The organism is Enterobacter cloacae complex sp. 309I3, assembly GCF_050031595.1.
Lineage (GTDB): Bacteria > Pseudomonadota > Gammaproteobacteria > Enterobacterales > Enterobacteriaceae > Enterobacter > Enterobacter cloacae.
The window spans coordinates 2,259,752-2,284,746 of sequence record NZ_JBLGWI010000001.1 but is presented as its reverse complement, the minus strand read 5'-3'; the positions used below and the strand labels follow the sequence as shown (position 1 = coordinate 2,284,746).

At 56.7% G+C, this 24,995-nt stretch carries 26 protein-coding genes; 8 read left to right on the top strand and 18 right to left on the bottom strand.

The genetic code is table 11. The annotated features are described in order from the left end of the window. Positions 1-20 precede the first annotated feature (20 nt). Positions 21-3,173: a multidrug efflux RND transporter permease subunit OqxB gene (gene oqxB / locus ACQG22_RS10860; protein ID WP_020688167.1), complete on the top strand. Its 3,153-nt coding sequence runs from the start codon at positions 21-23 to the stop codon at positions 3,171-3,173. 58 nt (positions 3,174-3,231) lie between these two features. Here oqxB and ACQG22_RS10855 read toward each other — a convergent pair whose 3' ends face one another. The 3 genes from ACQG22_RS10855 to ACQG22_RS10845 all read right to left on the bottom strand — a co-directional run bounded on the left by ACQG22_RS10855 (position 3,232) and on the right by ACQG22_RS10845 (position 5,948). Continuing rightward, positions 3,232-3,711: an RrF2 family transcriptional regulator gene (locus ACQG22_RS10855; RefSeq protein ID WP_013096741.1), complete on the bottom strand. Its 480-nt coding sequence runs from the start codon at positions 3,709-3,711 to the stop codon at positions 3,232-3,234. A 171-nt stretch (positions 3,712-3,882) separates the two neighbouring features. Further along, complete coding sequence (locus ACQG22_RS10850; RefSeq protein ID WP_248068641.1) at positions 3,883-5,271, bottom strand: sensor histidine kinase; 1,389 nt, start codon at positions 5,269-5,271, stop codon at positions 3,883-3,885. Then, the gene (locus ACQG22_RS10845) at positions 5,271-5,948 is read right to left on the bottom strand and encodes a response regulator (protein WP_040023207.1); all 678 of its coding nucleotides are present in this window, start codon (positions 5,946-5,948) and stop codon (positions 5,271-5,273) included. Before ACQG22_RS10845 ends, ACQG22_RS10850 begins: the two co-directional genes overlap by 1 nt. Positions 5,949-6,153: 205 nt before the next feature. Here ACQG22_RS10845 and ACQG22_RS10840 point away from each other — a divergent pair, with 205 nt between their 5' ends. The 3 genes from ACQG22_RS10840 (at position 6,154) to ACQG22_RS10830 (ending at position 8,796) form a co-directional block, all read left to right on the top strand. Further along, complete coding sequence (locus ACQG22_RS10840) at positions 6,154-6,987, top strand: MipA/OmpV family protein (RefSeq protein ID WP_369706510.1); 834 nt, start codon at positions 6,154-6,156, stop codon at positions 6,985-6,987. 269 nt (positions 6,988-7,256) lie between these two features. After that, the gene (locus tag ACQG22_RS10835; protein ID WP_369706511.1) at positions 7,257-7,973 is read left to right on the top strand and encodes an SDR family oxidoreductase; all 717 of its coding nucleotides are present in this window, start codon (positions 7,257-7,259) and stop codon (positions 7,971-7,973) included. A 127-nt stretch (positions 7,974-8,100) separates the two neighbouring features. After that, positions 8,101-8,796 carry an alpha/beta fold hydrolase gene (locus ACQG22_RS10830; RefSeq protein ID WP_369706512.1) on the top strand — a complete coding sequence of 232 codons (696 nt, stop codon included), beginning with the start codon at positions 8,101-8,103 and terminating at the stop codon, positions 8,794-8,796. Between the two features lie 70 nt (positions 8,797-8,866). Here ACQG22_RS10830 and ACQG22_RS10825 read toward each other — a convergent pair whose 3' ends face one another. From ACQG22_RS10825 to paaA, 15 genes are all read right to left on the bottom strand, one after another. Beyond that, on the bottom strand, positions 8,867-9,349 hold the full coding sequence (locus tag ACQG22_RS10825; protein ID WP_114518757.1) for a hypothetical protein: 483 nt from the start codon (positions 9,347-9,349) through the stop codon (positions 8,867-8,869). Between the two features lie 76 nt (positions 9,350-9,425). Next, a complete protein-coding gene (locus ACQG22_RS10820; protein ID WP_161669030.1) occupies positions 9,426-9,938 on the bottom strand; it encodes a GNAT family N-acetyltransferase in 513 nt (170 codons plus the stop codon). 38 nt (positions 9,939-9,976) lie between these two features. After that, entirely contained in the window at positions 9,977-10,573 is a 597-nt protein-coding gene (gene paaY, locus ACQG22_RS10815; protein ID WP_048972411.1) for a phenylacetic acid degradation protein PaaY, read from the bottom strand. A 9-nt stretch (positions 10,574-10,582) separates the two neighbouring features. Beyond that, positions 10,583-11,515 (bottom strand): phenylacetic acid degradation operon negative regulatory protein PaaX, encoded by a 933-nt coding sequence (gene paaX / locus ACQG22_RS10810; protein WP_029883661.1) that lies wholly within the window; start codon positions 11,513-11,515, stop codon positions 10,583-10,585. A gap of 136 nt (positions 11,516-11,651) precedes the next feature. Further along, on the bottom strand, positions 11,652-12,968 hold the full coding sequence (paaK, locus tag ACQG22_RS10805; RefSeq protein WP_369706513.1) for a phenylacetate--CoA ligase PaaK: 1,317 nt from the start codon (positions 12,966-12,968) through the stop codon (positions 11,652-11,654). 26 nt (positions 12,969-12,994) lie between these two features. After that, positions 12,995-14,200: a 3-oxoadipyl-CoA thiolase gene (gene pcaF / locus ACQG22_RS10800; RefSeq protein ID WP_369706514.1), complete on the bottom strand. Its 1,206-nt coding sequence runs from the start codon at positions 14,198-14,200 to the stop codon at positions 12,995-12,997. Further along, positions 14,200-14,622 carry a hydroxyphenylacetyl-CoA thioesterase PaaI gene (gene paaI, locus ACQG22_RS10795; RefSeq protein ID WP_013096754.1) on the bottom strand — a complete coding sequence of 141 codons (423 nt, stop codon included), beginning with the start codon at positions 14,620-14,622 and terminating at the stop codon, positions 14,200-14,202. Before paaI ends, pcaF begins: the two co-directional genes overlap by 1 nt. Beyond that, positions 14,612-16,036 (bottom strand): 3-hydroxyacyl-CoA dehydrogenase PaaH, encoded by a 1,425-nt coding sequence (gene paaH, locus ACQG22_RS10790; RefSeq protein ID WP_248048014.1) that lies wholly within the window; start codon positions 16,034-16,036, stop codon positions 14,612-14,614. The genes paaI and paaH overlap by 11 nt, the downstream gene beginning before the upstream one ends. 1 nt (position 16,037) lies before the next feature. After that, on the bottom strand, positions 16,038-16,826 hold the full coding sequence (paaG, locus tag ACQG22_RS10785; RefSeq protein ID WP_369706529.1) for a 2-(1,2-epoxy-1,2-dihydrophenyl)acetyl-CoA isomerase PaaG: 789 nt from the start codon (positions 16,824-16,826) through the stop codon (positions 16,038-16,040). Next, positions 16,826-17,593 (bottom strand): 2,3-dehydroadipyl-CoA hydratase PaaF, encoded by a 768-nt coding sequence (gene paaF, locus ACQG22_RS10780; protein WP_129328302.1) that lies wholly within the window; start codon positions 17,591-17,593, stop codon positions 16,826-16,828. Before paaF ends, paaG begins: the two co-directional genes overlap by 1 nt. Next, positions 17,590-18,660: a 1,2-phenylacetyl-CoA epoxidase subunit PaaE gene (gene paaE / locus ACQG22_RS10775; RefSeq protein WP_094915804.1), complete on the bottom strand. Its 1,071-nt coding sequence runs from the start codon at positions 18,658-18,660 to the stop codon at positions 17,590-17,592. The genes paaF and paaE overlap by 4 nt, the downstream gene beginning before the upstream one ends. Positions 18,661-18,667: 7 nt before the next feature. After that, positions 18,668-19,165, bottom strand: coding sequence for a 1,2-phenylacetyl-CoA epoxidase subunit PaaD (gene paaD / locus ACQG22_RS10770; protein WP_013096759.1), 498 nt, complete (start codon positions 19,163-19,165; stop codon positions 18,668-18,670). A gap of 11 nt (positions 19,166-19,176) precedes the next feature. Further along, entirely contained in the window at positions 19,177-19,923 is a 747-nt protein-coding gene (paaC, locus tag ACQG22_RS10765; protein WP_023621630.1) for a 1,2-phenylacetyl-CoA epoxidase subunit PaaC, read from the bottom strand. Positions 19,924-19,931: 8 nt separating this feature from the next. Next, positions 19,932-20,219 carry a 1,2-phenylacetyl-CoA epoxidase subunit PaaB gene (gene paaB, locus ACQG22_RS10760; RefSeq protein ID WP_003857353.1) on the bottom strand — a complete coding sequence of 96 codons (288 nt, stop codon included), beginning with the start codon at positions 20,217-20,219 and terminating at the stop codon, positions 19,932-19,934. A 12-nt stretch (positions 20,220-20,231) separates the two neighbouring features. Next, positions 20,232-21,161: a 1,2-phenylacetyl-CoA epoxidase subunit PaaA gene (gene paaA, locus ACQG22_RS10755; protein ID WP_013096761.1), complete on the bottom strand. Its 930-nt coding sequence runs from the start codon at positions 21,159-21,161 to the stop codon at positions 20,232-20,234. A 284-nt stretch (positions 21,162-21,445) separates the two neighbouring features. Here paaA and paaZ point away from each other — a divergent pair, with 284 nt between their 5' ends. From paaZ to ACQG22_RS10735, 4 genes are all read left to right on the top strand, one after another. Next, a complete protein-coding gene (gene paaZ / locus ACQG22_RS10750; protein WP_058650365.1) occupies positions 21,446-23,485 on the top strand; it encodes a phenylacetic acid degradation bifunctional protein PaaZ in 2,040 nt (679 codons plus the stop codon). Positions 23,486-23,696: 211 nt separating this feature from the next. Next, complete coding sequence (locus ACQG22_RS10745) at positions 23,697-24,179, top strand: Hcp family type VI secretion system effector (protein WP_369706515.1); 483 nt, start codon at positions 23,697-23,699, stop codon at positions 24,177-24,179. A gap of 2 nt (positions 24,180-24,181) precedes the next feature. Continuing rightward, entirely contained in the window at positions 24,182-24,586 is a 405-nt protein-coding gene (locus ACQG22_RS10740; protein ID WP_072036484.1) for a polymorphic toxin type 44 domain-containing protein, read from the top strand. Further along, entirely contained in the window at positions 24,564-24,959 is a 396-nt protein-coding gene (locus ACQG22_RS10735; RefSeq protein ID WP_038980512.1) for a hypothetical protein, read from the top strand. Before ACQG22_RS10740 ends, ACQG22_RS10735 begins: the two co-directional genes overlap by 23 nt. Positions 24,960-24,995: the final 36 nt, after the last annotated feature.

Below are 24,995 nucleotides of genomic sequence, written 5' to 3'. Positions count from 1 at the left end.
CTTATCTGAGAATCCGACCCATGGACTTTTCCCGCTTTTTTATCGACAGGCCGATCTTCGCCGCGGTGCTGTCGATACTGATTTTTATCACAGGATTAATCGCCATCCCGCTGTTGCCGGTGAGCGAATACCCTGACGTTGTGCCGCCAAGCGTGCAGGTGCGCGCGGAGTATCCCGGCGCCAACCCGAAGGTGATTGCAGAGACCGTGGCGACGCCGCTGGAAGAAGCGATCAACGGCGTTGAAAACATGATGTACATGAAGTCCGTCGCCGGCTCCGACGGCGTACTGGTGACCACCGTCACGTTCCGCCCAGGAACCGACCCGGATCAGGCCCAGGTTCAGGTACAAAACCGCGTGTCACAGGCCGAAGCGCGCCTGCCGGAAGACGTTCGCCGTCTGGGTATCACCACCCAGAAGCAGTCGCCGACACTGACGCTGGTGGTGCATCTGTTTTCGCCCGGCGGTAAGTACGATTCACTCTATATGCGTAACTACGCCACGCTGAAAGTGAAGGATGAACTGGCGCGTCTGCCCGGCGTCGGCCAAATCCAGATTTTTGGCTCGGGCGAATACGCGATGCGCGTCTGGCTGGATCCGAATAAGGTGGCAGCGCGAGGCCTGACCGCCTCGGACGTGGTAACGGCGATGCAGGAACAAAACGTGCAGGTGTCCGCCGGACAGCTGGGCGCCGAGCCGCTGCCGAAAGAGAGCGATTTCCTGATCTCCATTAACGCTCAGGGTCGTCTGCATACTGAAGAAGAGTTTGGCAATATTATCCTGAAAACCGCGCAGGACGGCTCGCTGGTGCGACTGCGCGATGTGGCGCGCATTGAAATGGGCTCCGGCAGCTATGCGCTGCGTTCCCAGCTCAACAATAAAGACGCGGTCGGGATTGGTATCTTCCAGTCGCCGGGAGCGAACGCCATCGATCTGTCTAACGCGGTGCGCGCTAAAATGGCAGAACTGTCTACCCGTTTCCCGGAAGACATGAAATGGGCGGCACCGTACGATCCGACGGTATTCGTGCGTGACTCCATTCGCGCGGTCGTGCAGACGCTGCTGGAAGCGGTGGTATTAGTTGTGCTGGTGGTCATTCTGTTCCTGCAAACCTGGCGTGCGTCGATCATTCCGCTGATCGCGGTGCCGGTCTCGGTGGTGGGCACGTTCAGCGTTCTTTATCTGCTGGGCTTTTCGCTTAACACCCTGAGTTTGTTCGGGCTGGTGCTGGCGATCGGTATCGTCGTGGACGACGCCATTGTGGTGGTGGAAAACGTCGAGCGAAACATCGAAGAGGGGCTTGCGCCGCTGGCGGCAGCGCATCAGGCGATGCGTGAAGTCTCCGGGCCCATTATCGCGATTGCGCTGGTGCTGTGCGCGGTGTTCGTGCCGATGGCGTTTCTTTCGGGGGTTACGGGTCAGTTCTACAAGCAGTTTGCGGTGACGATTGCGATATCAACGGTGATTTCCGCCATTAACTCGCTGACGCTTTCGCCTGCGCTGGCCGCCCTGCTCCTGAAGCCGCACGGCGCGCCGAAGGACCTCCCTACCCGGCTTATCGATCGCCTGTTCGGCTGGATTTTCCGTCCGTTCAACCGCTTCTTCCACCGTAGCTCGAACGGTTATCAGGGGCTGGTGGGCAAAACGCTCGGACGACGCGGTGCGGTGTTTGTGGTCTATGTGCTGCTGCTCTGTGCCGCAGGCGTGATGTTTAAAGCCGTACCCGGCGGGTTTATTCCCACTCAGGATAAGCTGTACCTGATTGGCGGCGTGAAAATGCCGGAAGGCTCATCGCTGGCACGCACCGATGCGGTGATCCGCAAAATGAGCGAAATCGGTATGAACACCGAGGGCGTGGATTATGCGGTCGCCTTCCCGGGGCTGAATGCGCTGCAGTTCACCAATACGCCGAATACCGGGACGGTCTTCTTTGGCCTGAAACCGTTTGACCAGCGTAAACACACGGCGGCGGAAATTAACGCCGAGATCAACGCCAAAATCGCGCAAATCCAGCAGGGCTTTGGCTTCTCCATTCTGCCGCCGCCTATTCTGGGGCTGGGTCAGGGGTCGGGTTACTCGCTGTACATCCAGGATCGAGCCGGTCTGGGATACGGTGCGTTGCAAAATGCGGTGAACACCATGTCGGGCGCAATTATGCAGACGCCGGGAATGCACTTCCCTATCTCCACCTACCAGGCGAACGTTCCGCAGCTGGATGTGCAGGTCGACAGGGATAAGGCCAAAGCCCAGGGCGTGTCGCTGACCGATCTGTTCGGGACGCTGCAAACCTATCTGGGATCGTCTTATGTGAATGACTTTAACCAGTTCGGCCGCACCTGGCGCGTCATGGCGCAGGCCGACGGGCCGTATCGCGACAGCGTAGAAGATATTGCGAATCTGCGCACCCGTAATAACCAGGGCGAGATGGTGCCGATTGGCAGTATGGTCAATATCAGTACCACTTACGGGCCCGATCCGGTGATTCGCTACAACGGCTATCCGGCGGCGGACCTGATTGGCGATGCCGACCCGCGCGTCCTCTCCTCTACCCAGGCGATGACCCAACTGGAGGGGATGTCTAAGCAGATTCTGCCGAATGGGATGAATATCGAGTGGACGGATCTGAGCTTCCAGCAGGCCACTCAGGGGAACACGGCGTTAATCGTCTTCCCGGTCGCGGTTCTGCTGGCGTTCCTGGTCCTGGCAGCACTGTATGAAAGCTGGACGCTGCCGCTGGCGGTGATCCTTATCGTGCCGATGACAATGCTCTCTGCCCTGTTTGGCGTCTGGCTGACCGGCGGCGATAACAACGTGTTTGTGCAGGTGGGTCTGGTGGTATTGATGGGGCTGGCGTGTAAAAACGCGATTCTTATCGTGGAGTTCGCCCGCGAACTGGAAATCCAGGGCAAAGGTATAATGGAAGCAGCGCTCGAAGCGTGCCGCCTGCGTTTACGCCCGATTGTGATGACCTCCATCGCCTTTATCGCCGGAACCATCCCGCTCATCCTCGGCCACGGTGCGGGTGCAGAAGTGCGCGGCGTCACCGGGATCACGGTATTCTCCGGTATGCTGGGCGTAACGCTCTTTGGCCTGTTCCTGACGCCGGTGTTTTACGTGACGCTGCGTAAATTTGTCACACGCGGCAAAGTGGAAAGAGAGGTCTTGCCCGCGTAATACGCTGCAGATAACAAAAAACCGCCTTCACGATGAAGGCGGTTTTTTTATGCAGCCATTAATGCGCTTTCTTGTACTGGGCAATCAGTTCGGGCACCGGATCGCACCCGCTGGTATCCGCTTTCTTGAGCTCTTCCAGCGCGCTTGCCACAGTATGACCGGCTAAGACCGCGAGTGACGCCTGCTCGGCCTCTTCAGCGATGGATTTAAAGTACCAGCACGTATTCGCGCTCACCACGCAGCGCGCCGGTACGTCGGGGCGCGACGCCCACAGCTTTTTGTCTTCTATAACAGAAAGGTAGATATCACGCAGGGTGATCTGTTCTGGCGGGCGGCCAAGATGAATTGAGCCGTTGCGACCAAGCGTGGAGACGATAATACCGTCACGCGTAAGGGGAACCATCAGTTTGCGGATGAAGCTCGGATTCGCTTCCAGGCCGTAGGCCAGAATCGCACTCGTCGAACGTTCACCCAATTGCTCCGCCATCGCTACGCTGAGAACCATCTGCAAAGCTGTCGGGAAGCGGTAATCTAACATTTACGTATCCTGGGTTGCGGTGAATCTTATTCTTTTTGGCACCGCAGAGGTGAATAATCAATAAGCAACAATATAACAAATACCGTAATTATTTTGAAGTTATCTACTTTGACCCGCCCCGTAAAAAAGAGTTTCCATCGCGCACGAAATGGGATCACCCTCCCGTTTTCTTCAGGCAAACGCCGGGTTGGGGAAATCCACCGTCACCCTGAGCCCACCGTCAGCAGAGGTACTCAGGCTCACGCTGCTGTTGTGCTGCTGCGCCACCGCTTTAACGATGGCCAGACCCAGCCCGCTCCCGTTCTGCACCTGATTCGGATCGCGGAAAAACCGGTCAAACACCCGTTCCCTCAACGCCACCGGAATACCCGGCCCGGCATCGGAGACGCTGAATTGAGTGGACGTCTCCGCCGAAAAGAGATCGACCGCCACCCGCCCGCCTTGCGGGCTGTATTTGATGGCATTTTCAATCACATTATCGATAAGCGACATCAGACGCTCCCTGACTCCGCTCACCCAGCTTTCTTCCAGAGCGTAGAATTCAAGCTCAATATTACGTTCCGCGGCGAGCGGTGCCAGCACCGCCATGCGCTCCTGGATGAGCGTCGTAAGCGGCACCGGCTCCATCGCCGTGTCAACGCTTGCTTCGCTGTGCATCATCAGCAAAAGCTGATTAACCAGACGTGCCGCCCGGCTATTGCTGCGAATAATCCCTGCAAGTAGCGCCTGTTGATTATCACTGCTGACGTAGGCCTGCAACGCCTCCACATTGATTCGCATCGCAGCCAGCGGCGTGCGCAGTTCGTGAGCGGCATCGGCAATAAATACCCGCTCCCTTTCCGTGCTTTCTCGCACCCTGGCAAGGAACTGATTAATCGCATTCACCATCTGGCTAAGCTCCCGGTGCGTTGGAACCGCCTTTAACGGAGAGAGATCTTCTGGCGCGCGCGAGGCAATTTCATTCACGACGTTGTTCCACGGGCGCATAGCGATGCGGATTGACAGCCATGCGGGAAACAGCAGAAAAGGAATACACACCAGCAGCGGCATGATGTAGTAGCCACGCGAGTTGAGGTAGATAAAGAAATTCCACCCCGCTGCAGGCGTCACCAGCGTCACCTCCACGTCGGAATTCGCGGATTTTAGCGTGCGGCTGGTCCAGCTACGCCCGTCGCTGTGAATTCGCTCTATCTTGCCCAACCGGGTATTTTTCACGCCCATCGGCGCGCCAGCAGAGGCATACAGTATTGCGTTATGTTTGCGAATAATCATGGTGATGGAGAGTCCCGCATCGTCCCCTCCGCCGTAATCTTCCCGCAACGCCTGGCTGAACTGCTCCAGCACCTCGCTTCGTTCCTGCGCACGCCCTTCCATGCGTTCAACAAGCGTAAATATGGTTTTATATGTCTTATCACCGGTCAGGATCGGGGGGCTACGCAAGTCATCCCATAGCATCCAGGTTAAAAAAAGACACCACAGCAGTGTCAGCAGAAGCATCTGAGCGACCATGATTCGCCGCACCAGCGTGGGCACCCGCAGGAAACGCCACAGGTTTCGCATCAATTTGCTTCCTTCTGAATCGCAACGGTGTCAATGACATACCCGACGCCCCGCACCGTTCGTACATAGCCGTCGCCAATTTTTCGACGCAAGTTCCCCATATGCACATCAAGCGCATTACTCATGTTTTCTTTCGCACCGAAGATCCTTTCTTCCAGAAAACGGCGCGTAAGCACGCGGTCAGCACGCAACATCAGGGTTTCAAGCAGCGCGTATTCGCTGGCCGTAAGCTCAATATGGCGGGAACTCACCGTGACGCGACGCGTCGGCACATGCAGGGATAATCCTCTGATTTCTACCGCCTCGTTTTGATAGCCATAACTGCGCCGCGCAAGCGCCCTCACCCGGGCCAGCAGCTCGGCGAGCACAAACGGTTTAACCAGATAGTCATCGGCACCGGCATCCAGCCCGCTCAGGCGATCCTGCAGCGTTCCTCGCGCCGTCAGGATAATAACGGGGATGCCTTTTAGCTGCTGACGTACGTACGCCATCAGACTCATGCCATCGCCGTCCGGCAGCCCCAGGTCGAGCAGAATAAGTTCAGGTGCGCAGACAGCAAGTTGATGCAGCGCATCCTCTTTGCGGCGAACCCATATGACATCTAATCCTTGATCTGCAAGGGCAATACGCACGCCATTGCCGAGATCAAGGTCGTCTTCAATAAGTAATATTTTCACAAGGGCAACTTTATCAACCGTGAATGAAGAACGTCTTAAGAAAGAGACGGTAACAGGTAATTTAACAGTTTTGCATCATCGGCATCTGCTTCAGTGTTTCTTCATTTTGAGCTCATAAGAACCTTAGGGTGGACATTCAAACTGGGCACTCTGGCGATTAACACCGCTTGTAACGTAATCATTTGAATCCAAAAGGACTTCTTTAATGAGACATATCGAACTGCGTCACTCGTTCCCCCTTTCGCTCCCGGGGCTCAGTCTGAAGAACATCGTGCCAGGCGTGCTGCTGGCATTACTGGCCACCCCGGTACTGGCCGCAGAACAACAGGATAACGTGTTGACCTTAGGCGGAGGCGTGGATGTTGCGCCCCGCTATTCGGGTTCGGATAAAAACCGCGCCACCACGGCGGTGGTGCTGGATTACGCCATGTATAACGGATTCTTCGTCAGCACCACGCGAGGGATCGGTTACGGCAACAACATCGGCAACCTGGATTACAGCGCGGCGCTGAGCTATCGCGCGGGCCGTAAGGATCGGGACGTGGACAGCGATTCGATCAGCGGCGGCAGCGATTATTTGCGCGGTATGGGCGACATCAAAGGTTCGGCTCTGGTGGTGCCAGGGCTGGGGTACAAAGTCACCGACTGGCTGAATCTGCAATTACAGGCAGAGGTGCCGGTTTCGGAGCGAGACAACGGCGAAGCGCTGCATTTCGGCATTTCCAGCCCGCTCTTTACCTCACCGAACAACGCGGTGACGCTGTCGCTGACCGGTAGCTGGGGCAGCAGCAAGTACATGCAGACTTACTACGGGGTGAATGCATCCCAGTCCGCCGCATCCGGGTTTGCCCGATATGACGCTGGCGCCGGAATTTATGCCTGGTCAACGAATCTCGACTGGACGCACAAGCTCACCCAACGCTGGAGCGTGGTTGCTGGCGCAGGCGTTACGCAGCTGATGGGGGATGCAGCCGACAGCCCGATTGTTCAGCGAAAAACCTCGCCGACGGGAAGTTTGAAGGTTACGTACAGTTTCTGATTTGTTTGGATGGAACGCCAATTCCCGCCCCGTGTTAGATGACGGGGCGGCACTTGATAGGGATAAGGAACGTATCGCGTCAGGTTGACAGGTCATGATTGCAGGCTGGCATGTGTACCAATACGCCATTCTGTTCCTGCGTGAGCATCGGCTTTGAGCGAGGAGCAAACGTTGGCAATTATTCTGCTAGCCTAATAGAGGGTTAGTAAAAATGGGATTTCAGTTAGCATTGGATTCTCATTCTGCCAAACGAAACTGAGGATTTTAATATGGGGCCTTATCGCACTTATCTAATCACTGGTGCAACAAAAGGGATAGGAAGAGCACTCAGTGACAAATTATCAGAACAGGGTCACCAGGTTGTGGGTATTGCCCGTAATGTTGATGCCAGCTTTCCGGGGATTTTATATACGGCTGACCTGAGTAGCGCTGATGAGACTAACTTAATTTTATTGAAAATAGTCGAAAATCACGAAATTCACGGCATTGTAAATAATGTGGGTGTAGCCTTACCTCAACAACTTGGAGGCATTGATATTCAAACGTTCCTGAAGGTCATGGATATAAACGTACGGGTGGCAGTTCAAATAACACAAGCGCTCATCGGCAACATGAAGAGCAGAGGCTGGGGAAGAATAGTTAATGTATGTAGCCGTGCCATCTACGGTGCGATTGACCGAACAGCTTACTCAGCAGCAAAAAGTGCTCTGGTAGGTTGTACACGGACCTGGGCATTAGAGCTTGCTCAATTCGGGATCACCTCAAATGCGATTGCTCCTGGGCCAATAGCGACAGAGCTTTTTCATAAAACACGACCTGTAGGAAGTGAAGCAGAACAACGTATTTTATCGACAATCCCAATGGGCAGACTGGGTTCTCCTGCTGAAGTGGCTTCAGCAATAGCCTTTCTTTTATCACCAGAAGCGAGTTTTATTACTGGCGTAGTGCTGCCTGTTGATGGTGGAGGAAGCCTGGGAGGACGTTAGAAACGTTCAGAAACTCTGTGAAATAGACAACGCCTATCCAGGGCCGAAATTTGATATTGTCGCAGTTAGTAAGATATTTTTAACCTGTCTAATCCATTAAATACACTGATGCATTTAAGCGAGACCTATGAGTTTAAAGCCGCGTAAAATTGTTTTAATTCCCGGGTTTATGCTGAATGAAATGCTTTGGCATGAATTTGAAACATACCTCCCGTCAAACTGTATTGTTCATCATGCAGCTGTAACTGAAGGACGAACCATTCATGATGTAGTGCAGCATTTGATTACTCTTCTGCCTGAGAAGTTTTCTTTGATAGGTTTTTCGATGGGAGGGTATATTGCCCGGCAACTGGCAGCAGAATTCCCTGAACGTGTAGAGCCCTTAGTGCTTATTGCCAGTTCCTTACGGGAAGATACGCCGTTAGAGGCTGAAGCCAAGCGGAAAAGCGTGCAGTCATTGTCCCCCACAACGTTTAAGGGGCTGAGCAGACATGCTATTGCCCGGTCACTCCACCCTCTAAACACATCAAATCAGGATATGATTTCAGCTATCCAGAAAATGGGATGCTCTCTGGGATTTGAAGCCTTCATCACGCAATCATCCTTGTCCAGGCAAGGTATACCTTCTGCAACGATACGTTGTCCAACACTGGTTATCGCCAGTGAAGATGATGCCATCCGTTCGATGAAGGAGGCAGAAGAATTGGTCGAAGCCATACCTTATGCGTCGTTAAGAATCATTCTGGATTGCGGCCATATGATTCCGCTCGAACAGCCCAGGGAGTTGGCAAGAACTATTGTTGAATGGATCCCGGCCACGTAAATTATTGGAGGTTTATCCGGCAAATATCCTGACTTACTTCATCAGGGTATGTAGCGCAACAGCCCATATTTCACTCCTCCCTCCTGGGCACAGGCTCACCAATAAAGGTGTGCGTACAGCATCGGCAAGTCACCTCTACATCCCTGGCACTGATCGATGGGTTAACCTGTTGTAAAACACCATTCTCATCAACAAACAGGCCCGGATAAAAGCTGCTATCGCCAATACAGACTAAATCCCTTTGCTGATGCTCATGCATCGCGACTAACCAGAACACAGGCTCGGTAGTATCAAGACGTCCACAAACTTCACTGAAAACGTCATCCCACCGCTTGCCAATCTGTTTGAGCAAAAAGTAAAACAATGGCGTGTAGTCACGTCCTCGCTTTTGTCCACTGTGCATAGTTTCACGTGTTACCAGCAGCTCATCCCCGGATTTTTTACGATTACGTTCCCAGCGATACTCAGCGCCAGGGTTGTTAGAATAGTGTCGTGTCGTCGTGTTGACGCTACGATACAATTTACGTGACTTGTGCTGTTGATGAGCCCGCATAGCCAGATCTATCCCTCTTTCAGAACCAATAATCCCTGTCTGACGAAGACAAAAGCCCCCTATAAGCAAAGGAAAGCTATAACTCCATTCCCATGATCTTCAATACACTTTGCTGCGACGCTGTTTCGAAAACCGTATCCTTGATAAACCGCATCCCCTGCTTTTCATAAAATCGCCGGGCACGTTCATTCTGTTCAAGCACCTCGAGCCACAGAAATTTTTTGCCATGACTGCGGGTAAGTTCGATGACGCGGCTAAACATGCTCTGACCGTAGTGATTACTCGTCTTAGTCGGATCAAGATAGAGTTTATTAAGAAGAACACCGCTGATGTCGATATCAGGGATTGTGGCTTCCCATGTCAGTTTCATAAAACCAATCGGCTGATCAAGATCCGCCACATACCAGGTTGTGCCGCTGTCTCTCAGACTCTGTTCTATCGCCGCAACAGAATATTCGGACTTCAGAAAATCGTTTAGCTCTGATTCCGACTTCCACAGATGCTTAAAGTGCGCGGGATAGATGCGATAGCCCAGTTCACTGAGTAATACTGAATCTGCTGATGTTGCTTGTCGTATGAGTAATGTCACAGGATGCTCCCTTGCCCGGTAATATACATTCCCCCCGCTCACACCGCCGATTTCGGCCGTAAATTCTCATCAAACGTCAGTCGTTTGCGTCCCGGCTCTTCTTCGCGCAGCGGCTCCACCTGATGCATCGTCAGCTTACAGCGCTCCACCAGCACCTGATACTCGCGCGTGCCCTGCTGCTTCCAGGCCAGTTCCTGTTCGCTCAGCTCACGAATCGCTTTCGCCGGACTGCCGATAATCAAATGGTTAGCGGGCATCTCGGCTTTCGCCTTCACAAACGCCGCCGCGCCGACGATGCTGTTCTCACCGATAATCGCGCCATCCATCACCACCGCGTTCATCCCTACCAGGGCGTTGCGGCGGATAATACAGCCGTGCAGAATGGCGCTGTGGCCGATATGGCCGTCCTCTTCCACCACCGTATCCTGCTCCGGGAAGCCGTGCATCACGCAGTTATCCTGAATGTTCGCGCCATCTTTCACCACAATACGGCCAAAGTCGCCGCGCAGGCTGGCATTGGGGCCGACATACACACCTTTCCCCAGGATCACATCGCCAATGAGCACCGCTGTCGGGTGGACATAGCTCTCGTCTGGCACCACCGGCGTCAGACCGTCAATTTGATAAACAGGCATCCTCACTCCTTATGCGGTCGCAAGACCACCAAAGCGTTGATAATAAAGCGTGCCGGGCACGGGCAGTTCACCCACCGAGGTTTCGCCTTTCTCGCTGACAAACGCCAGCGCTCCCGGTGCCACACGCTGATAGATGTTGATGCAAAGCTGTCGTGCGCTTTGACCCGCCCAGTGCGCAGGCAGTAGCTCCTCTGGTAGCAGCGGATCTTTCAGCACCACGCGACGATAAAAGTGGATCAGTAACAGCTGGATGTGGAAGCAACGCTCTGGCGTAAGCTCTTCCGGCGTAGCCTCTTTCAGCAGCGGCAGCAGCGGACGGAACGACTGAATAAACGTCTCGTACATCGCGTTCTGTTCGGTCAGTTGCCAGCACTCCTCAACGCGGGAACGCAGCGCCGCGCGGGAAAGTGCCAGCGGTGAATGGGCTTCGAAGAAGATGACATTTTCCGCCACGCCCGCGTCATGAAGCAGCGACTGCACATCCGCCAGATGCTGCGAGGGCGAAGCCATCAGGCTGGGCGCCAGCGTGCCAAACCCTTGCCAGATTAGCTGTTTTTTCACATCGGCAAGCGTGGTTTTATCGAGACCTTCGGAGAGCAGCAGCAGCCATTTACCATCCCAGGCGGGCAACTCCGCGCGGTAGATCTTATTCTCCGCCCGGCGGGTTAAACGCAGCCCTTTGTCGCTCAGGCGGTAATAGCTGCGACGCCCGATGCGGGAGACATCCAGCCAGCCCTCTTTATTGAGCCGAAACAGCGCGGTTCGCACGAAGCGCTCGCCAAAACCCATCCCTTCAAGCAACGCGGCCAGGCTGCCAAGCCAGATCTCGCCGCCGCGATGGGAAAGCGCATCACCGTATAATGAAGAGATTAGCGACGTCCCGCTGATGGGAACCGAACTGACCGCATGCTGAATAAAGGCGTCGAGTTTCATGTGATTCATTCTGTTGGTGTTTTTGTCCTGGATGAATCATAGCATACGAATCCTGGATAGACCCTCACCCTAACCCTCTCCCACAGGGAGAGGGAACTCAATACACCCTCTCCCTGTGGGAGAGGGAACGTAGAATGAGGATAATTCAACCGTTGGCCGCCACTTTACGCAGGTCAAACACCCGGCAGGCTTTCCCCTCCGAGCGCGGGATGCTGCCGCAGTTAACGATCATGACGTCCGTGGAAATCCCGACCATCGATTTTATGCGATGACGCAGCTGATGGCAGACCTGACAGCGCTGTTCGTGGGTCAGCGAAAGACTGCTCTCTTTCAGCTCCACTTTTACAGAAAGTGAATCAAGATGCCCCCGACGGTTCACCTCCAGCTGGTAATGCGGAGAGAGATGCTCAAACTTCACAATCTCCTCTTCCAGCTGCGACGGGAAGACGTTCACACCGCGGATAATGAGCATGTCATCACTGCGACCGCTGATCCTGTCCATGCGGCGCATGGTGCGGGCGGTACCCGGCAGCAGACGGGTCAGGTCACGGGTGCGATAGCGGATCACCGGCAGCGCCTCTTTGGTCAGCGTGGTGAACAGCAGTTCGCCCTGCTCGCCGTCATTAAGCGGGGTGCCGTCGTTCGGGTTGACGATCTCCGGGTAGAAGTGATCTTCCCAGATGGTCGGGCCGTCGGCGGTTTCGAGACACTCCATCGCCACGCCCGGCCCCATCACTTCCGAAAGGCCGTAGATATCCAGCGCCGTAATGCCTAACCGTTTTTCGATCTCATGACGCATCGCCTGGGTCCACGGCTCGGCACCGAACACGCCCACGCGCAGGGAGCAGGCGCTGGCATCGCCACCCATCTGGCGCTCCAGCTCTTCAATCAGGTTGAGGCAGTAGGAAGGCGTCACCATGATCATATCCGGCTTAAAATCGCGGATCAGCTGCGCCTGCTTCTCGGTCTGGCCGCCGGACATCGGGATCACCGTGGCCCCTAAACGCTCGGCACCGTAGTGAGCGCCCAGCCCGCCGGTAAACAGACCATAACCATAGGCCACATGGATTTTGTCCTTCGCGCTGCCCCCGGCGGCACGCAGGGAGCGGGCCACCAGATTGGCCCAGTTGTCAATGTCGCCCTGGGTATAGCCCACGACGGTCGGTTTCCCGGTTGTGCCGGAGGAGGCGTGAATACGCACCACCTGCTCCATCGGTACGGCGAAGGTATCGAACGGATAGTTATCGCGCAGATCCTGCTTGGTGGTGCACGGGAACTTGCGAATATCGGCCAGTTCGCGGAAATCGTCAGGGTGAACGCCCGCGGCATCAAACTTACGTTTGTACATCGGCACGTTGTTATAGGCGTGGTTCAGCGTCCATTTCAGACGTTGGGTCTGCAACGCCTGTAATTCGTCAATGGACGCGGTTTCGATCAGATCAAGCTTTGTTGTATTTATCATCGCAGGGTACTCACATTATTGTTCGCTCAAACACGCTCAAGGATCATGGCAATGCCCTGACCCACACCGATGCACATCGTACACAGCGCGTAGCGCCCGTGGCGTCGATGCAATTCATTGCTCGCGGCCAGCACCAGCCTGGCACCGCTCATTCCCAGCGGATGGCCTAACGCAATGGCCCCTCCGTTCGGATTGACGTGTGCGGCATCGTCCGGCAAACCCAGCTGACGCAGCACGCCCAGCGCCTGCGAGGCGAAGGCTTCGTTCAGCTCAATCACATCCATCTCGTTAATACTGAGCCCCGCTCGCTCCAGCACTTTACGGGTGGCGGGCACCGGCCCTAGCCCCATCAGACGTGGCTCCACGCCTGCGGTGGCCATGGCCACAATCCGCGTGCGCGGCACAAGCCCCTGTGCGAGCGCCATCTGCTCGCTGGCGATAATCAGTGCAGCGGCGCCATCGTTCACCCCAGAAGCGTTACCTGCGGTAACGACGCCATTTTTACGAAACGGCGCTTTCAGGGCGGCAAGTTGCGCCAGCGTGGTGTCGGCGCGCGGGTGCTCATCAACAGAGACCTCCGTGACGGTCCCTTTTTTCCCCGGCACCAGCACCGGCACAATCTCTTGCGCCAGAATGCCGTTTTGCTGCGCCAGGGCGGTACGCTGCTGGCTGCGCAGCGCGAACGCATCCTGATCGGCACGGCTGATATTTAACAATTCAGCTACATTCTCTGCCGTTTCCGGCATGCTGTCAGTTCCGAACGTCTGATGCATGAGCGGATTCACAAATCGCCAGCCAAGGGTGGTATCGAAGATCTCCGCCTGGCGCTGAAACGCCGCGGTGGCTTTCGCCATCACAAACGGCGCGCGGGACATCGACTCCACGCCACCGGCAATCAGCAGATCGCCATCACCGGATTTTATGGCGCGTGCAGCAAAGCCAACCGCATCCAGCCCCGAGCCGCACAGGCGGTTGATCGTCGTGCCGGAGACGGTCTGCGGCAACCCGGCCAGCAGCGACGCCATACGCGCCACGTTGCGGTTGTCTTCCCCCGCCTGGTTGGCGCAGCCGAAGATCACATCATCAATCCGCTCCGGGTCGAGCTGCGGATAGCGCTCCAGCAAGGCACGCAGCGGTATGGCGCCCAGATCGTCCGCGCGTACGGCGGATAACGCCCCGCCGTACCGCCCCACCGGGGTTCGCACCCCATCACAAATAAATGCGTCACGCATCAGGCTTCTCCTGTCACATTGCCGCCGATGCGGTGGGATTTTCCGCGAAAGAGAGCGACGGTTTTCTGTTGTTGGTTCTGAATTTCGATGTCATATACGCCGGTCAGTTTGCCCTGATGCTTAACCCGCGCGGTGGCGGTCAGCTTGTCTCCGACAAAGCCCGGTCGAAGGAAATCGATTGTGCAGCCAGAGGCCACCGCCGCCAGCCCCTGGCTGTTGCAGGCGTAGGCAAACGCGGTGTCGGCCAGCGAGAAGAGCTGTCCGCCGTGGCAGGTTTTATGGCCGTTAAGCATCTGCGGGGTGATGGTCATGGTCACCACTGCGTAACCTTCGTCCATGTCGATAATGTCCATCCCCATTGCCTGCGCGCAGGCATCCTGTTCGTACATGGTGCGGGCGTTATGCCAGGCGTTATGACTCATAGCTACTCTCCAGAAGCGCACGCTGGCGCAGCAGTGAACAGGGGCGATAACGTTCTTCACCGTAATGACGCTGCAGGTTTTCCAGCAGCGTTAACAGACGTTGCCAGCCCAGCCGCTCGCCCCAGGCAATCGGCCCGGACGGGTAGTTCACGCCCAGACGCATGGCGGTATCGATATCTTTTTCGCTGGCGACCCCTTTCTGCAGCGCATCCAGCGCTTCGTTGGCAATCATCGCCACCGTGCGCCAGACCAGCAGGCCAGGGTAATCGGCAATCTGCACCACCCGCTTTCCCTGCTGTTGCAGGTAGCGGATGACTTTTTGCGTCGCGGTATGCGGGTTGCTGGCTGCCGACGCAATCACCGCCACGTCGCGTTCAATGCGATCAACCACCACCACCGGGCAGTTGAGGCGCAGCGCCAGCGCCTGAGCGGTTTCGCCCTGCGTTTCAATTAGCAACACATCATCGATTTCCGTGACACCGTCACGCTTTCGTTCAACCCGCATTGGGCTAAAGCTGTCGTTGATCGCGTCGAGCCATGGCACCTGTGGCGATTCGCCGCGCCAGTCGTAAACGCCCTTCCCGCTTTTTTTGCCCAGTCGCCCCGCCAGTACCAGCTCCTGCTGCACCAGTGAAGGGAGAAAACGCCGCTCCTGCCAGAATGCGTTAAACACCGAACAGGTCACGGCGAAGTTAACGTCCTGCCCAATCAGATCGGTCAGTTCCAGCGGCCCCATCGGGAAACCGCCGCCTTCGCGCAGGGCCGCATCAATCACTTCAGGGGCTGCAACCTGTTCCTCCAGCGCGCGCCAGGCTTCGGAATAGAACGGACGCGCCACGCGGTTTACGATGAAGCCCGGCGTTGACTGGCAGCGCACCGGCTGTTTCCCCCAGTTCAGCGCCAGCTCGCACAGCGCGTCGGCCACTTCCGGCGAGGTCGCCAGCCCGCTCACCACCTCCACCAGCTTCATCACCGGTGCCGGGTTAAAGAAATGCAGGCCTGCCACCCGCTCGGGATGACGGATATCCGCCGCAATCGCCGTGATCGAGATAGAAGATGTGTTGCTGGTAAGCAGGGTCTGCGGCGGGCAGATCTCCGCCAGTTCGGCAAACAGCGCTTTTTTCACCTCAAGGCGCTCGGAGGCGGCTTCTATCACCAGGTCCGCCGCGGTTAGCGCACTGATATCCGTGACCGGGGTCAGCCGGGCGAGGATCTGCCCACAGGCCTCCTCAGTGAGTTTGCCCCGCGTCACCCGGGAGGCCAGGCGCTGGCGAATGCCGTCAATGGCGCGGGAAATGGCGTCTGAGGCGATGTCGTACATCATCACCTGATGCCCATGGCTTGCCGCGACTTCGGCTATTCCGGCGCCCATTGTCCCGCTTCCAATGACGGCGACAGTACGAATGTTCAGCATCTTACTTCCCCGTAAAATTCGGCACGCGCTTCGCCAGAAAGGCGCTCACGCCTTCGCGGTAATCGTCGCTGCGTCCGGCCAGCCGTTGATAATCGCGCTCCAGGTCAAGCTGTGCGTCCAGGGTATTGGTTTCCGCGGCGTTAAGCGCCTGCTTGATCAGCCCCAGCCCAAAGGTGGGCTGCGAGGCAAAGTGCAGCGCCAGCTGCTGCGCCGTGCTGGAGAGCTGGTCGTCATCCACCACTTGCCAGATCATTCCCCAGGCGTGCGCCTGTTCGGCGCTCAGTTTGTCGCCAAGCAGCGCCAGCCCCATGGCGCGGGCACGTCCGGCCACGCGCGGCAGGAACCAGGTTCCGCCGCAGTCCGGGACTAACCCCAGCTTGCTGAAGGCCATCACAAAGGTGGCGGAACGCGCGGCAATCACCATGTCGCACCCCAGCGCCAGCGTGGCTCCTGCTCCTGCCGCCACGCCGTTGACCGCGCAAATCACCGGTTTTGGCAGCGCAGCCAGACGACGCACCAGCGGGTTATAAAAGGTCTCGACGGACATCCCCAGATCCGGCGCCGGACCGTTCGGGTCGACGTTACGGTCGTTCAGATCCTGCCCGGCACAGAAGCCGCGCCCTGCGCCGGTGATCAGCAGACAGCGGATCGTCTCATCGCGCTCGGCCTGCTTCAGGCATTCTGCAAGCTGCTGGTGCATCACATCGTTAAAGCTGTTCAGACGCTCCGGACGGTTCAGCGTCAGGGTCATTACGCCTTGCTCTACATGACTGAGAATAAATTCCACAATTAGCGTCCTTTAAAGTCGGGAGTACGTTTCTGTAAGAAGGCGTCGATGCCTTCTCGCCTGTCTTCCGTGGCCGAGAGCAGCGTGAACAGTTGACGCTCCTGCGCCAGACCCGCCTGCAGCGGCACCTCCTGCGACTGGCGCAGCGCCTGTTTAGCCGCCTGTAGCGCCAGCGGCGAGTGGCGCGCCATCAGCGCTGCCTGTTTCAGGGCGTATTCCAGCGTCAGCGAGGCCGGGAAAATGTCGCTGACCAGACCGGCTCGCTGGGCCTGCTGCGCCGTAATGCTTTCCCCGGTCAGTACCATTTTGCTGGCGAGCGATTTACCCACGCAGCGGATCAGGCGCTGCGTGCCGCCCGCACCAGGCATGATCCCAAGCGTAATTTCCGGCAGTCCGAAGCGGGCGTTGTCACCGGCAATCACTACGTCGCACAGCAGGGCCAGCTCGCAGCCAGCCCCGAGTGCAAAACCGTTCACGGCGGCAATCAGCGGTTTATTGAAGGCGTCTATCCGCTTCCACAGCTGAGGACGACTATCGTTCAGGGTGGCAGGCAGATCTTTTTCTGCCATTTCGTTGAGATCGGCTCCGGCCGCAAAGCAGCGCTCGCTGCCGTAAATTACACAGGCAGAGAGGGTGTTATCGCTTGCCGCCGCCTCCAGCTGTTCTGCAAGCTGTGTCAGCAGCGCATTGTTAAGGGCGTTGCGTGCCGCCGGCCGGTTGAGCGTGAGTTGCAGCACGCGGTCATAACGGGTGACCAGAAGTTCGCTCATGCCATCCCCTTAGCGTCAAAGTCGACGACCACGTCGGCGGTTAGCGGCAGCGCCTGACAGCTCAGCACATACCCGGCGGCCAGTTCGTCCGGCTCCAGGCTGTAGTTGGTCGCCATGTCCACCTTGCCGCGCAGCACTTTGCATTTACAGGTGGCGCAGACGCCTCCCTTGCAGGCATACGGCAGATCCGCCCCCTGGCGCAGGGCGGCATCAAGAATGCTCTCGTCGTCCGCCGTGAGGACGATCTCGCGGTCACGTCCGTCCTGGCGCACGATCACCTTCTGGCCTTCCGCCTGCACGCTCACCGCGCGCTTAACGGCCGTGCCCGGCGTATTGAACCGCTCAAGGTGAATGGATTTTTCGGCCATTCCCAGCGCTTTTAAGGTCGCTTCAGCCTCGTCCATCATCGCGGCCGGGCCGCAGATAAAGGCCTCGTCGTACTGGCGGAAGTTGATCAGCGTTTTTGCCAGCGCCTGCAGCTTTTCACCGTCGATACGGCCGTAAAGCAGGTCGCTGTCCAGCCGCTCCTGGCTGAAGATGGCAAGCAGCTGCAACCGCTGCGGGTATTTATCCTTCAGGTCTGCCAGCGCCTGACGGAACATCATGCTCTGGCTGCTGCGGTTGCCGTAGATCAGGGTGAAGTGGCTGTTCGGTTCGGCGGCCAGCGTGGCGGATAAAATCGCCAGCATCGGGGTGATGCCGGAGCCCGCGGCAATCGCCAGATAGTGACCTTCCCGTTCAGGCTGTGGCTGATAGCCAAAATGCCCCTGGGGAACCATCACCTCCAGCGTCATGCCCGGTTTGATCTCATCCCGGGCATAACGAGAGAAACGCCCGCCTTCAATGGCTTTAACCGCGACGCTGATCTCCCCCGGCGCGCTACTCCGGCAGATGGAGTAACAGCGACGCAGTTCGTCTGCACCCAGTCTGGTTTTCAGGGTCAGGTGTTGGCCGGGACGAAAGCGGTAAGCCTCCTGCAACGCCTGCGGAACCGCGAAGGTGATGGTCACCGCATCGCGGGTTTCGGGTTCTACTTTTGCCACTGTTAATGAATGAAACGTTGTCATGGCAACCTCAAATACATTTGAAATAGTCGAAGGGTTCGCGGCAGGTATTACAGCGATACAGCGCCTTACAGGCCGTAGAACCAAACTCACTGATAAGCGAGGTGTCGGTGCTGGCGCAGCGCGGGCAGCTCACCTCAGCGGGAACGTGGGCATGACAGCTATGCCCCACGGGTGGGCTGATGCCATACGCGCGCAGACGTTCACGCGCATCGGCGGTCATCCAGTCGGTCGTCCAGGCGGGTTCAAGCTGCAGCACAATGTGCACCGGCGTATAACCGTGCGCCGTCAGGGTGTCGCGGATGGCGCCAAGCAGGTGTTCCGTCGCCGGGCAGCCTGAATAGGTTGGCGTAAAGCCAATCACCCAGCCTTCGCCCTGCGCGGTGACGCTACGCACCATGCCTAAATCGGTGATGGTGAGCACCGGCACTTCCGGGTCCGGGATCTGGCTTAACAGGGACCAGATGTGCGGAACCTGTGGGGGGGCGATGTCGACAAGACGTTGCATGGCGTTCTCCTTTACCACTGCTGACCGGGATACGCGCGCTGGAGATACTGCATCTCTGCCAGCATCGGGCCCAGATGCTCGGTATGCAGCCCGCGTTTTCCGCCGGTACGATAGGCCGTCTCATCGGGCACGCGCAGGGTGGCTTCCCGCAGTCCGGCAAACACTTCGTGTTCCCACGGCTGGCGCAGGGTGCGCGGATCAACCGCAACGCCGGACTCAATAAGCTCAAGCTCAACGTCATCCGCCTCGAACAACTCGGCCGTAAAGCGCCACAGGTTGTCGATGGCCTGCTGCATTTTTTGCGACGAGATTTCGGTGCCGTCTCCCAGGCGCACCAGCCAGCCGCGGCTAAAGCGCAGGTGATAACGCGCCTCTTTAATCGCCTTGGCGGCGATGGCGGCAAGCTGACTGTCGCTGCTGTGGATCAGCCGTTCGTAGAGGGCAACATTCCACGCGTCCATCAGATACTGGCGGGCGATCGTGTCGGCGAAGTTGCCGTTCGGCTGTTCTGCCAACAGTAAATTGTGAAACTGACGCTCATCGCGGCCGAAGGCCAGGGTGTCTTCATCGCCCTGACCTTCCCGCTCTGCCGCGCAGGCGAGGAAGTTGCGCGCCTGCCCCAGCAGATCGAGACCGATGTTGGCGAGCGCAAGGTCGATTTCCAGCTCCGGCGCGTGTCCGCACCAGGCTCCCAGGCGCTGCGAGAGCACCAGACCGTTGTCGCCCAGACGCAGGGCGTATGCAGATACTGTTTTCATCCCTGACCTCACATATGCTCGATGCCATCAGGAATGGTGTAAAACGTCGGGTGGCGATAGACCTTGCTTTCCGCCGGGTCGAAGAACTCGCCGCTCTCTTCCGGCTGAGAGGCAACGATCTCGCTCGCCTTCACCACCCAGATCGAGCAGCCTTCGCTGCGGCGGGTATAGGCGTCCCGCGCGTTTTCCAGCGCCATGCGATCGTCAGCGGCATGCAGACTGCCAACATGGCGGTGGGATAACCCTTGTTTGCTGCGTACGAACACTTCGTACAGCGGCCAGTAGACATTGCTCATCGTGATTTCCTCTTATGCGGCCTGACGGGCGCGTTGTTTTTCTGCATGCGCCAGTGCGGCTTCACGCACCCACGCCCCCTCTTCCCAGGCTTTGCGCTTGGCGGCCAGGCGTTCGTGGTTGCAGATCCCGCGTCCGTTGATCACCTCGTCAAACTCCTGCCAGTCAATCTCACCGAAGCGGTAGTGGCCGGTTTCCTCGTCAAAGCGCAGGTCGGGATCGGGTACCGTCATCCCCAGCATCTCCACCTGCGGGATGGTGTTGTCGACGAAGCGCTGACGCAGTTCGTCATTGCCAAAGCGTTTAATTTTCCAGGCGAGACTGCGGGCGCTGTTCGGCGAGTTGTCGTCGTTTGGTCCGAACATCATCAGGGCGGGCCACCAGAAACGGTTGATGGCATCCTGCAGCATCTGCCGCTGGGCGTCGCTCCCCTGCGCCAGCGCCATGCAGGCTTCAAACCCCTGACGCTGGTGGAAGCTCTCTTCTTTACAGATTTTCACCATCGCGCGGGCGTACGGCCCGTAAGAGGTCCGGCACAGCGCCACCTGATTGACGATAGCGGCACCGTCCACCAGCCAGCCGATTACGCCGATATCGGCCCAGCTCAGCGTCGGATAGTTAAAGATGGAGGAGTATTTCATCTTGCCGTCGAGCATTTTCTGGTAGATGTCTTCCCGCGCGCAGCCCAGCGTTTCAGCCGCGCTGTAGAGATACAGCCCGTGCCCGGCTTCGTCCTGCACTTTCGCCAGCAGGATCGCTTTGCGGCGTAGCGTCGGGGCACGGGTGATCCAGTTCCCTTCCGGCAGCATGCCGACAATTTCAGAGTGGGCGTGCTGACCAATCTGGCGGATCAACGTCTTGCGATAGGCTTCCGGCATCCAGTCCTGAGGCTCAATCGCCGTCTCCTGCGCTATGCGCTGCTCAAAGCGTTGTTCTTGCGTCACGTCATCACCTTTATGATTCGTTAGTTTGCAACTTAAAGCGTAATTGTGAATCACTTTGTTTTTTAAAAGTTACACAAAGGTTAAATATAACCCCAAGAAATGTTTCCTGATTTTGTGATGTCGCTCGCAGGGCTTTTATGCAAAGGCCGCCACATCAGGGCTACAACCGCCGCACACCTTCCCTTCAGATCACATTGTTAACAATTCATTAAAACTCAGCTTGATTTTTATGATTCATGATCAAACTATTGATAGTGAAATAACGAAACATGTGGAGATAAGAGATGCAGCAGTTAGCCAGTTTCTTGTCCGGTGTCTGGCAGTCTGGCCGGGGCCGCGAACGTACTATTCATCACGCCATCAGCGGTGAAGCGCTCTGGAGCGTGACCAGCGAAGGGCTGGACATGGCGGCGGCACGTCGCTATGCCATTACGCATGGCGGTGAAGCGCTCCACGCCATGACCTTTATCGAACGCGCGGCGATGCTGAAAGCGGTGGCGAAGCACCTGCTCAGCCTGAAAGAGACGTTTTATGCTCTCTCAGCCCAGACCGGCGCGACAAAGGCCGACAGCTGGGTAGATATTGAAGGTGGGATTGGCACGCTGTTCACCTATGCCAGTCTGGGGAGCCGTGAATTACCGGACGACACGCTGTGGCCCGAGGACGAACTGATCCCGCTGTCGAAAGAAGGCGGCTTTGCGGCGCGCCATGTGCTGACGTCGAAATCGGGCGTGGCGGTGCATATTAACGCCTTCAACTTCCCCTGCTGGGGAATGCTGGAAAAACTCGCCCCCACGTGGCTTGCCGGGATGCCGGCGATCATCAAACCCGCTACCGCCACCGCGCAGGTGACGCAGGCGATGGTGAAAGCGATCGTGGAGAGCGGTCTGGTGCCGGACGGCGCCATCAGCCTGATCTGCGGCGGCGCGGGCGATCTGCTGGACCATCTCGACAGCCAGGATGTGGTGACGTTTACCGGCTCCGCCAGCACCGGCCAGACCCTGCGTGTTCACCCGAATATTGTGGCAAACGCGATCCCGTTCACCATGGAAGCCGACTCCCTGAACTGCTGCGTGCTGGGAGAAGACGTGACGCCGGAACAGCCCGAGTTCGCCCTGTTCATTCGCGAGGTTGTACGTGAGATGACCGCCAAGGCCGGACAGAAATGTACCGCCATCCGCCGCATTATCGTGCCGCAACACCAGATTGACGCGGTAAGTCAGGCGCTGATCGCCCGGCTGGAAAAGGTGGTGGTGGGCGACCCGGCGCAGGAAGGCGTGAAAATGGGTTCCCTGGTCAATAGCGAACAGCGTGCGGACGTGCAGGAGAAGGTGGATCAGCTTGTGGCCGCAGGCTGCCAGGTTCGCCTGGGCGGAAAAGCCGATCTGCAGGCCGCCGGGGCGTTTTACCCGCCAACTCTGCTCTTTTGCCCGCAGCCGGATGAGACCCCGGCGGTGCACGCCACCGAAGCGTTCGGCCCGGTGGCGACTCTTATGCCATATCGCCACGCAGACCATGCGATGCAGCTTGCCCGCGCGGGCGGCGGTAGCCTGGCCGGGACGCTGGTCACGGCGGATCCCGCGCTCGCCCGCCAGTTTATTTCTGGTGCAGCGCGGGCACACGGTCGCATTCAGATCCTCAATGAAGAGTCAGCAAAAGAGTCTACCGGCCACGGTTCTCCGCTTCCGCAGCTCGTGCACGGCGGTCCCGGACGTGCAGGCGGCGGCGAGGAGCTGGGTGGCCTGCGTGCGGTCAATCACTATATGCAGCGCACCGCCATTCAGGGCAGCCCGACCATGCTGGCCGCCATCGGCAAACAGTGGGTACGCGGCGCGACGGTGCATGAAGATCGCGTTCATCCGTTCCGCAAATACTTCGAGGAATTGCAGCCGGGCGACAGCCTGCTGACGCCGCGCCGAACCCTGACGGAAGCCGATATCGTTAACTTTGCCTGCCTGAGCGGGGATCATTTCTATGCTCACATGGACAAAATTGGCGCAGCGGAGTCGATCTTTGGCGAGCGGGTGGTACACGGTTACTTCCTGATTTCCGCTGCCGCCGGGCTGTTTGTTGATGCAGGTGTGGGGCCGGTGATCGCCAACTACGGCATGGAAAACCTGCGCTTTATCGAGCCGGTGAAACCGGGCGATACCATTCAGGTGCGCCTGACCTGCAAACGTAAAACCCTGAAGAAACAGCGTACGGCGGATGAAAAACCCACCGGCGTGGTCGAATGGGCGGTTGAGATTTTCAATCAGCACCAGCAGGCGGTAGCGCTGTACTCCATTCTGACGCTGGTGGCTCGCCAGCAGGGTGATTTTTAAGGCTGTTACCCGTGCGGGTTTAATCAGTTAATCACACTTAAAAAGAGGGGAAAACACGGACTGGATGGCTTTGGGTAACACATCATCCAGTCCGCATAGCCTGGCTAATTTACATCCAGAAACATTAAGAAAATTGACCACATACTTAGCATGGTTATTATCCCTTGCGGGAATTTTCCCCCAACTAAATTACATGGATGATGAGTAGACTATGGCAATTCCTGTATATCTTTTCTTAACTGACGACGGCGGTGCAAAAATCACCGGCTCGGTAGATGTTCATGATCGTGAAGGGAGCATAGAAGTTACTGGCTTTACGCATAACCTCCGGCTGCCAACAGATGCTTTAACGGGAAAAATCACTGGTAAACGTAACCATGCCCCCATCGTTTTTCAAAAGGAGATTGATTCCTCTTCCCCTTATCTGATGAAAGCTGTTGCGACTGGGCAAACACTAAAAACGGCGGAATTCAAATGGTATCGCATAAACAATGCCGGACAGGAAGTGGAATATTACAATATGCATCTCGATAATATTCGCGTCGTTTCCGTTACGCCCTTAATGCATGACACGAAGGATCAAACGAAAGAAAAACACAATCATCTTGAAGTTGTGGAGCTGCGCTATGACAAGATTACCTGGACGTATTGCGACGGTAATTTGCGTTTCGCAGATAGCTGGGCAGAGCGTTAATTATGCGTACTCCTTTATATTCCACGCCGTACGATATCTCTTCTTTTTCACCACCAGGGGTTGATGTTGTAAGCCATATGGTAATAGCCCGATTTCATGGCGGTGCCTCATTGATGACTTACGTATGGTTTTATCAAATGGTGAGAAACCATGGTCCATGGGATTTTAAGCAAGGCCGTGCCCAGTATGCCAACTTTGGAAATTTCCATTTCGGTGCCGTGGGCGCGGCAGCGGGCATCCCTGATGGTGTGTTACTTCGGGGTGCAGGTGCTGCGCAGATCCTTGCTGGAACAAGCGATCCGGTAGAATTTGCCAAATACCAGGATGCCTTTGCATATGGTGATGACCCGGTTGACCAATTATGGATAAGAGCAGGAATAGATTATGCGCGACGGTCGGGTTTTTAACTGGCGAGTCGGGGTGATGGTTGTCATTCTCCTGGGCTTCATCTTGTACCCTTTTCGCGATCTTTTCACCGTGTATGAAAACCTGCAGGGAAAAATGAAGGTTAATGAGCAATTAAATTTGTATATCACGCGGGTAGAGGCAAGTTCATTATCCAAAGATACGTTTCACTTTTATCTCTATGATGCGAGAAAAAGCCCCGAAGCGTTTATGTCTCATATTAAGGACATTAAGCCTGTTATGGTCACCAATGATGATAAAGCCACCGCGACCGTAAAAGACGGTGAAATTTATCTCCACGTTCGTGGCAATGTTTACTCGTTCAACACGGTTGGGTACGACGTACATATACATCTCGATAGATCACCCTACTGATCATCAACGCTATTTACCGGGGATGTGATTTATCCC

Coding starts and splice junctions, on each gene's coding strand:
- paaH (WP_248048014.1), bottom strand. CDS start 16,036: ATGCTGAACATTCGTACTGTCGCCGTCATTGGAAGCGGGACAATGGGC.
- paaC (WP_023621630.1), bottom strand. CDS start 19,923: ATGAAAACAGTATCTGCATACGCCCTGCGTCTGGGCGACAACGGTCTG.
- paaI (WP_013096754.1), bottom strand. CDS start 14,622: ATGAGTCATAACGCCTGGCATAACGCCCGCACCATGTACGAACAGGAT.
- paaY (WP_048972411.1), bottom strand. CDS start 10,573: ATGCCTGTTTATCAAATTGACGGTCTGACGCCGGTGGTGCCAGACGAG.
- oqxB (WP_020688167.1), top strand. CDS start 21: ATGGACTTTTCCCGCTTTTTTATCGACAGGCCGATCTTCGCCGCGGTG.
- pcaF (WP_369706514.1), bottom strand. CDS start 14,200: ATGCGTGACGCATTTATTTGTGATGGGGTGCGAACCCCGGTGGGGCGG.
- paaD (WP_013096759.1), bottom strand. CDS start 19,165: ATGCAACGTCTTGTCGACATCGCCCCCCCACAGGTTCCGCACATCTGG.
- paaX (WP_029883661.1), bottom strand. CDS start 11,515: ATGAATCACATGAAACTCGACGCCTTTATTCAGCATGCGGTCAGTTCG.
- ACQG22_RS10855 (WP_013096741.1), bottom strand. CDS start 3,711: ATGTTAGATTACCGCTTCCCGACAGCTTTGCAGATGGTTCTCAGCGTA.
- paaK (WP_369706513.1), bottom strand. CDS start 12,968: ATGATAAATACAACAAAGCTTGATCTGATCGAAACCGCGTCCATTGAC.
- ACQG22_RS10735 (WP_038980512.1), top strand. CDS start 24,564: ATGCGCGACGGTCGGGTTTTTAACTGGCGAGTCGGGGTGATGGTTGTC.
- paaZ (WP_058650365.1), top strand. CDS start 21,446: ATGCAGCAGTTAGCCAGTTTCTTGTCCGGTGTCTGGCAGTCTGGCCGG.
- paaB (WP_003857353.1), bottom strand. CDS start 20,219: ATGAGCAATGTCTACTGGCCGCTGTACGAAGTGTTCGTACGCAGCAAA.
- ACQG22_RS10850 (WP_248068641.1), bottom strand. CDS start 5,271: ATGCGAAACCTGTGGCGTTTCCTGCGGGTGCCCACGCTGGTGCGGCGA.
- paaF (WP_129328302.1), bottom strand. CDS start 17,593: ATGAGCGAACTTCTGGTCACCCGTTATGACCGCGTGCTGCAACTCACG.
- ACQG22_RS10740 (WP_072036484.1), top strand. CDS start 24,182: ATGCGTACTCCTTTATATTCCACGCCGTACGATATCTCTTCTTTTTCA.
- ACQG22_RS10840 (WP_369706510.1), top strand. CDS start 6,154: ATGAGACATATCGAACTGCGTCACTCGTTCCCCCTTTCGCTCCCGGGG.
- ACQG22_RS10835 (WP_369706511.1), top strand. CDS start 7,257: ATGGGGCCTTATCGCACTTATCTAATCACTGGTGCAACAAAAGGGATA.
- ACQG22_RS10830 (WP_369706512.1), top strand. CDS start 8,101: ATGAGTTTAAAGCCGCGTAAAATTGTTTTAATTCCCGGGTTTATGCTG.
- ACQG22_RS10745 (WP_369706515.1), top strand. CDS start 23,697: ATGGCAATTCCTGTATATCTTTTCTTAACTGACGACGGCGGTGCAAAA.
- paaE (WP_094915804.1), bottom strand. CDS start 18,660: ATGACAACGTTTCATTCATTAACAGTGGCAAAAGTAGAACCCGAAACC.
- ACQG22_RS10825 (WP_114518757.1), bottom strand. CDS start 9,349: ATGCGGGCTCATCAACAGCACAAGTCACGTAAATTGTATCGTAGCGTC.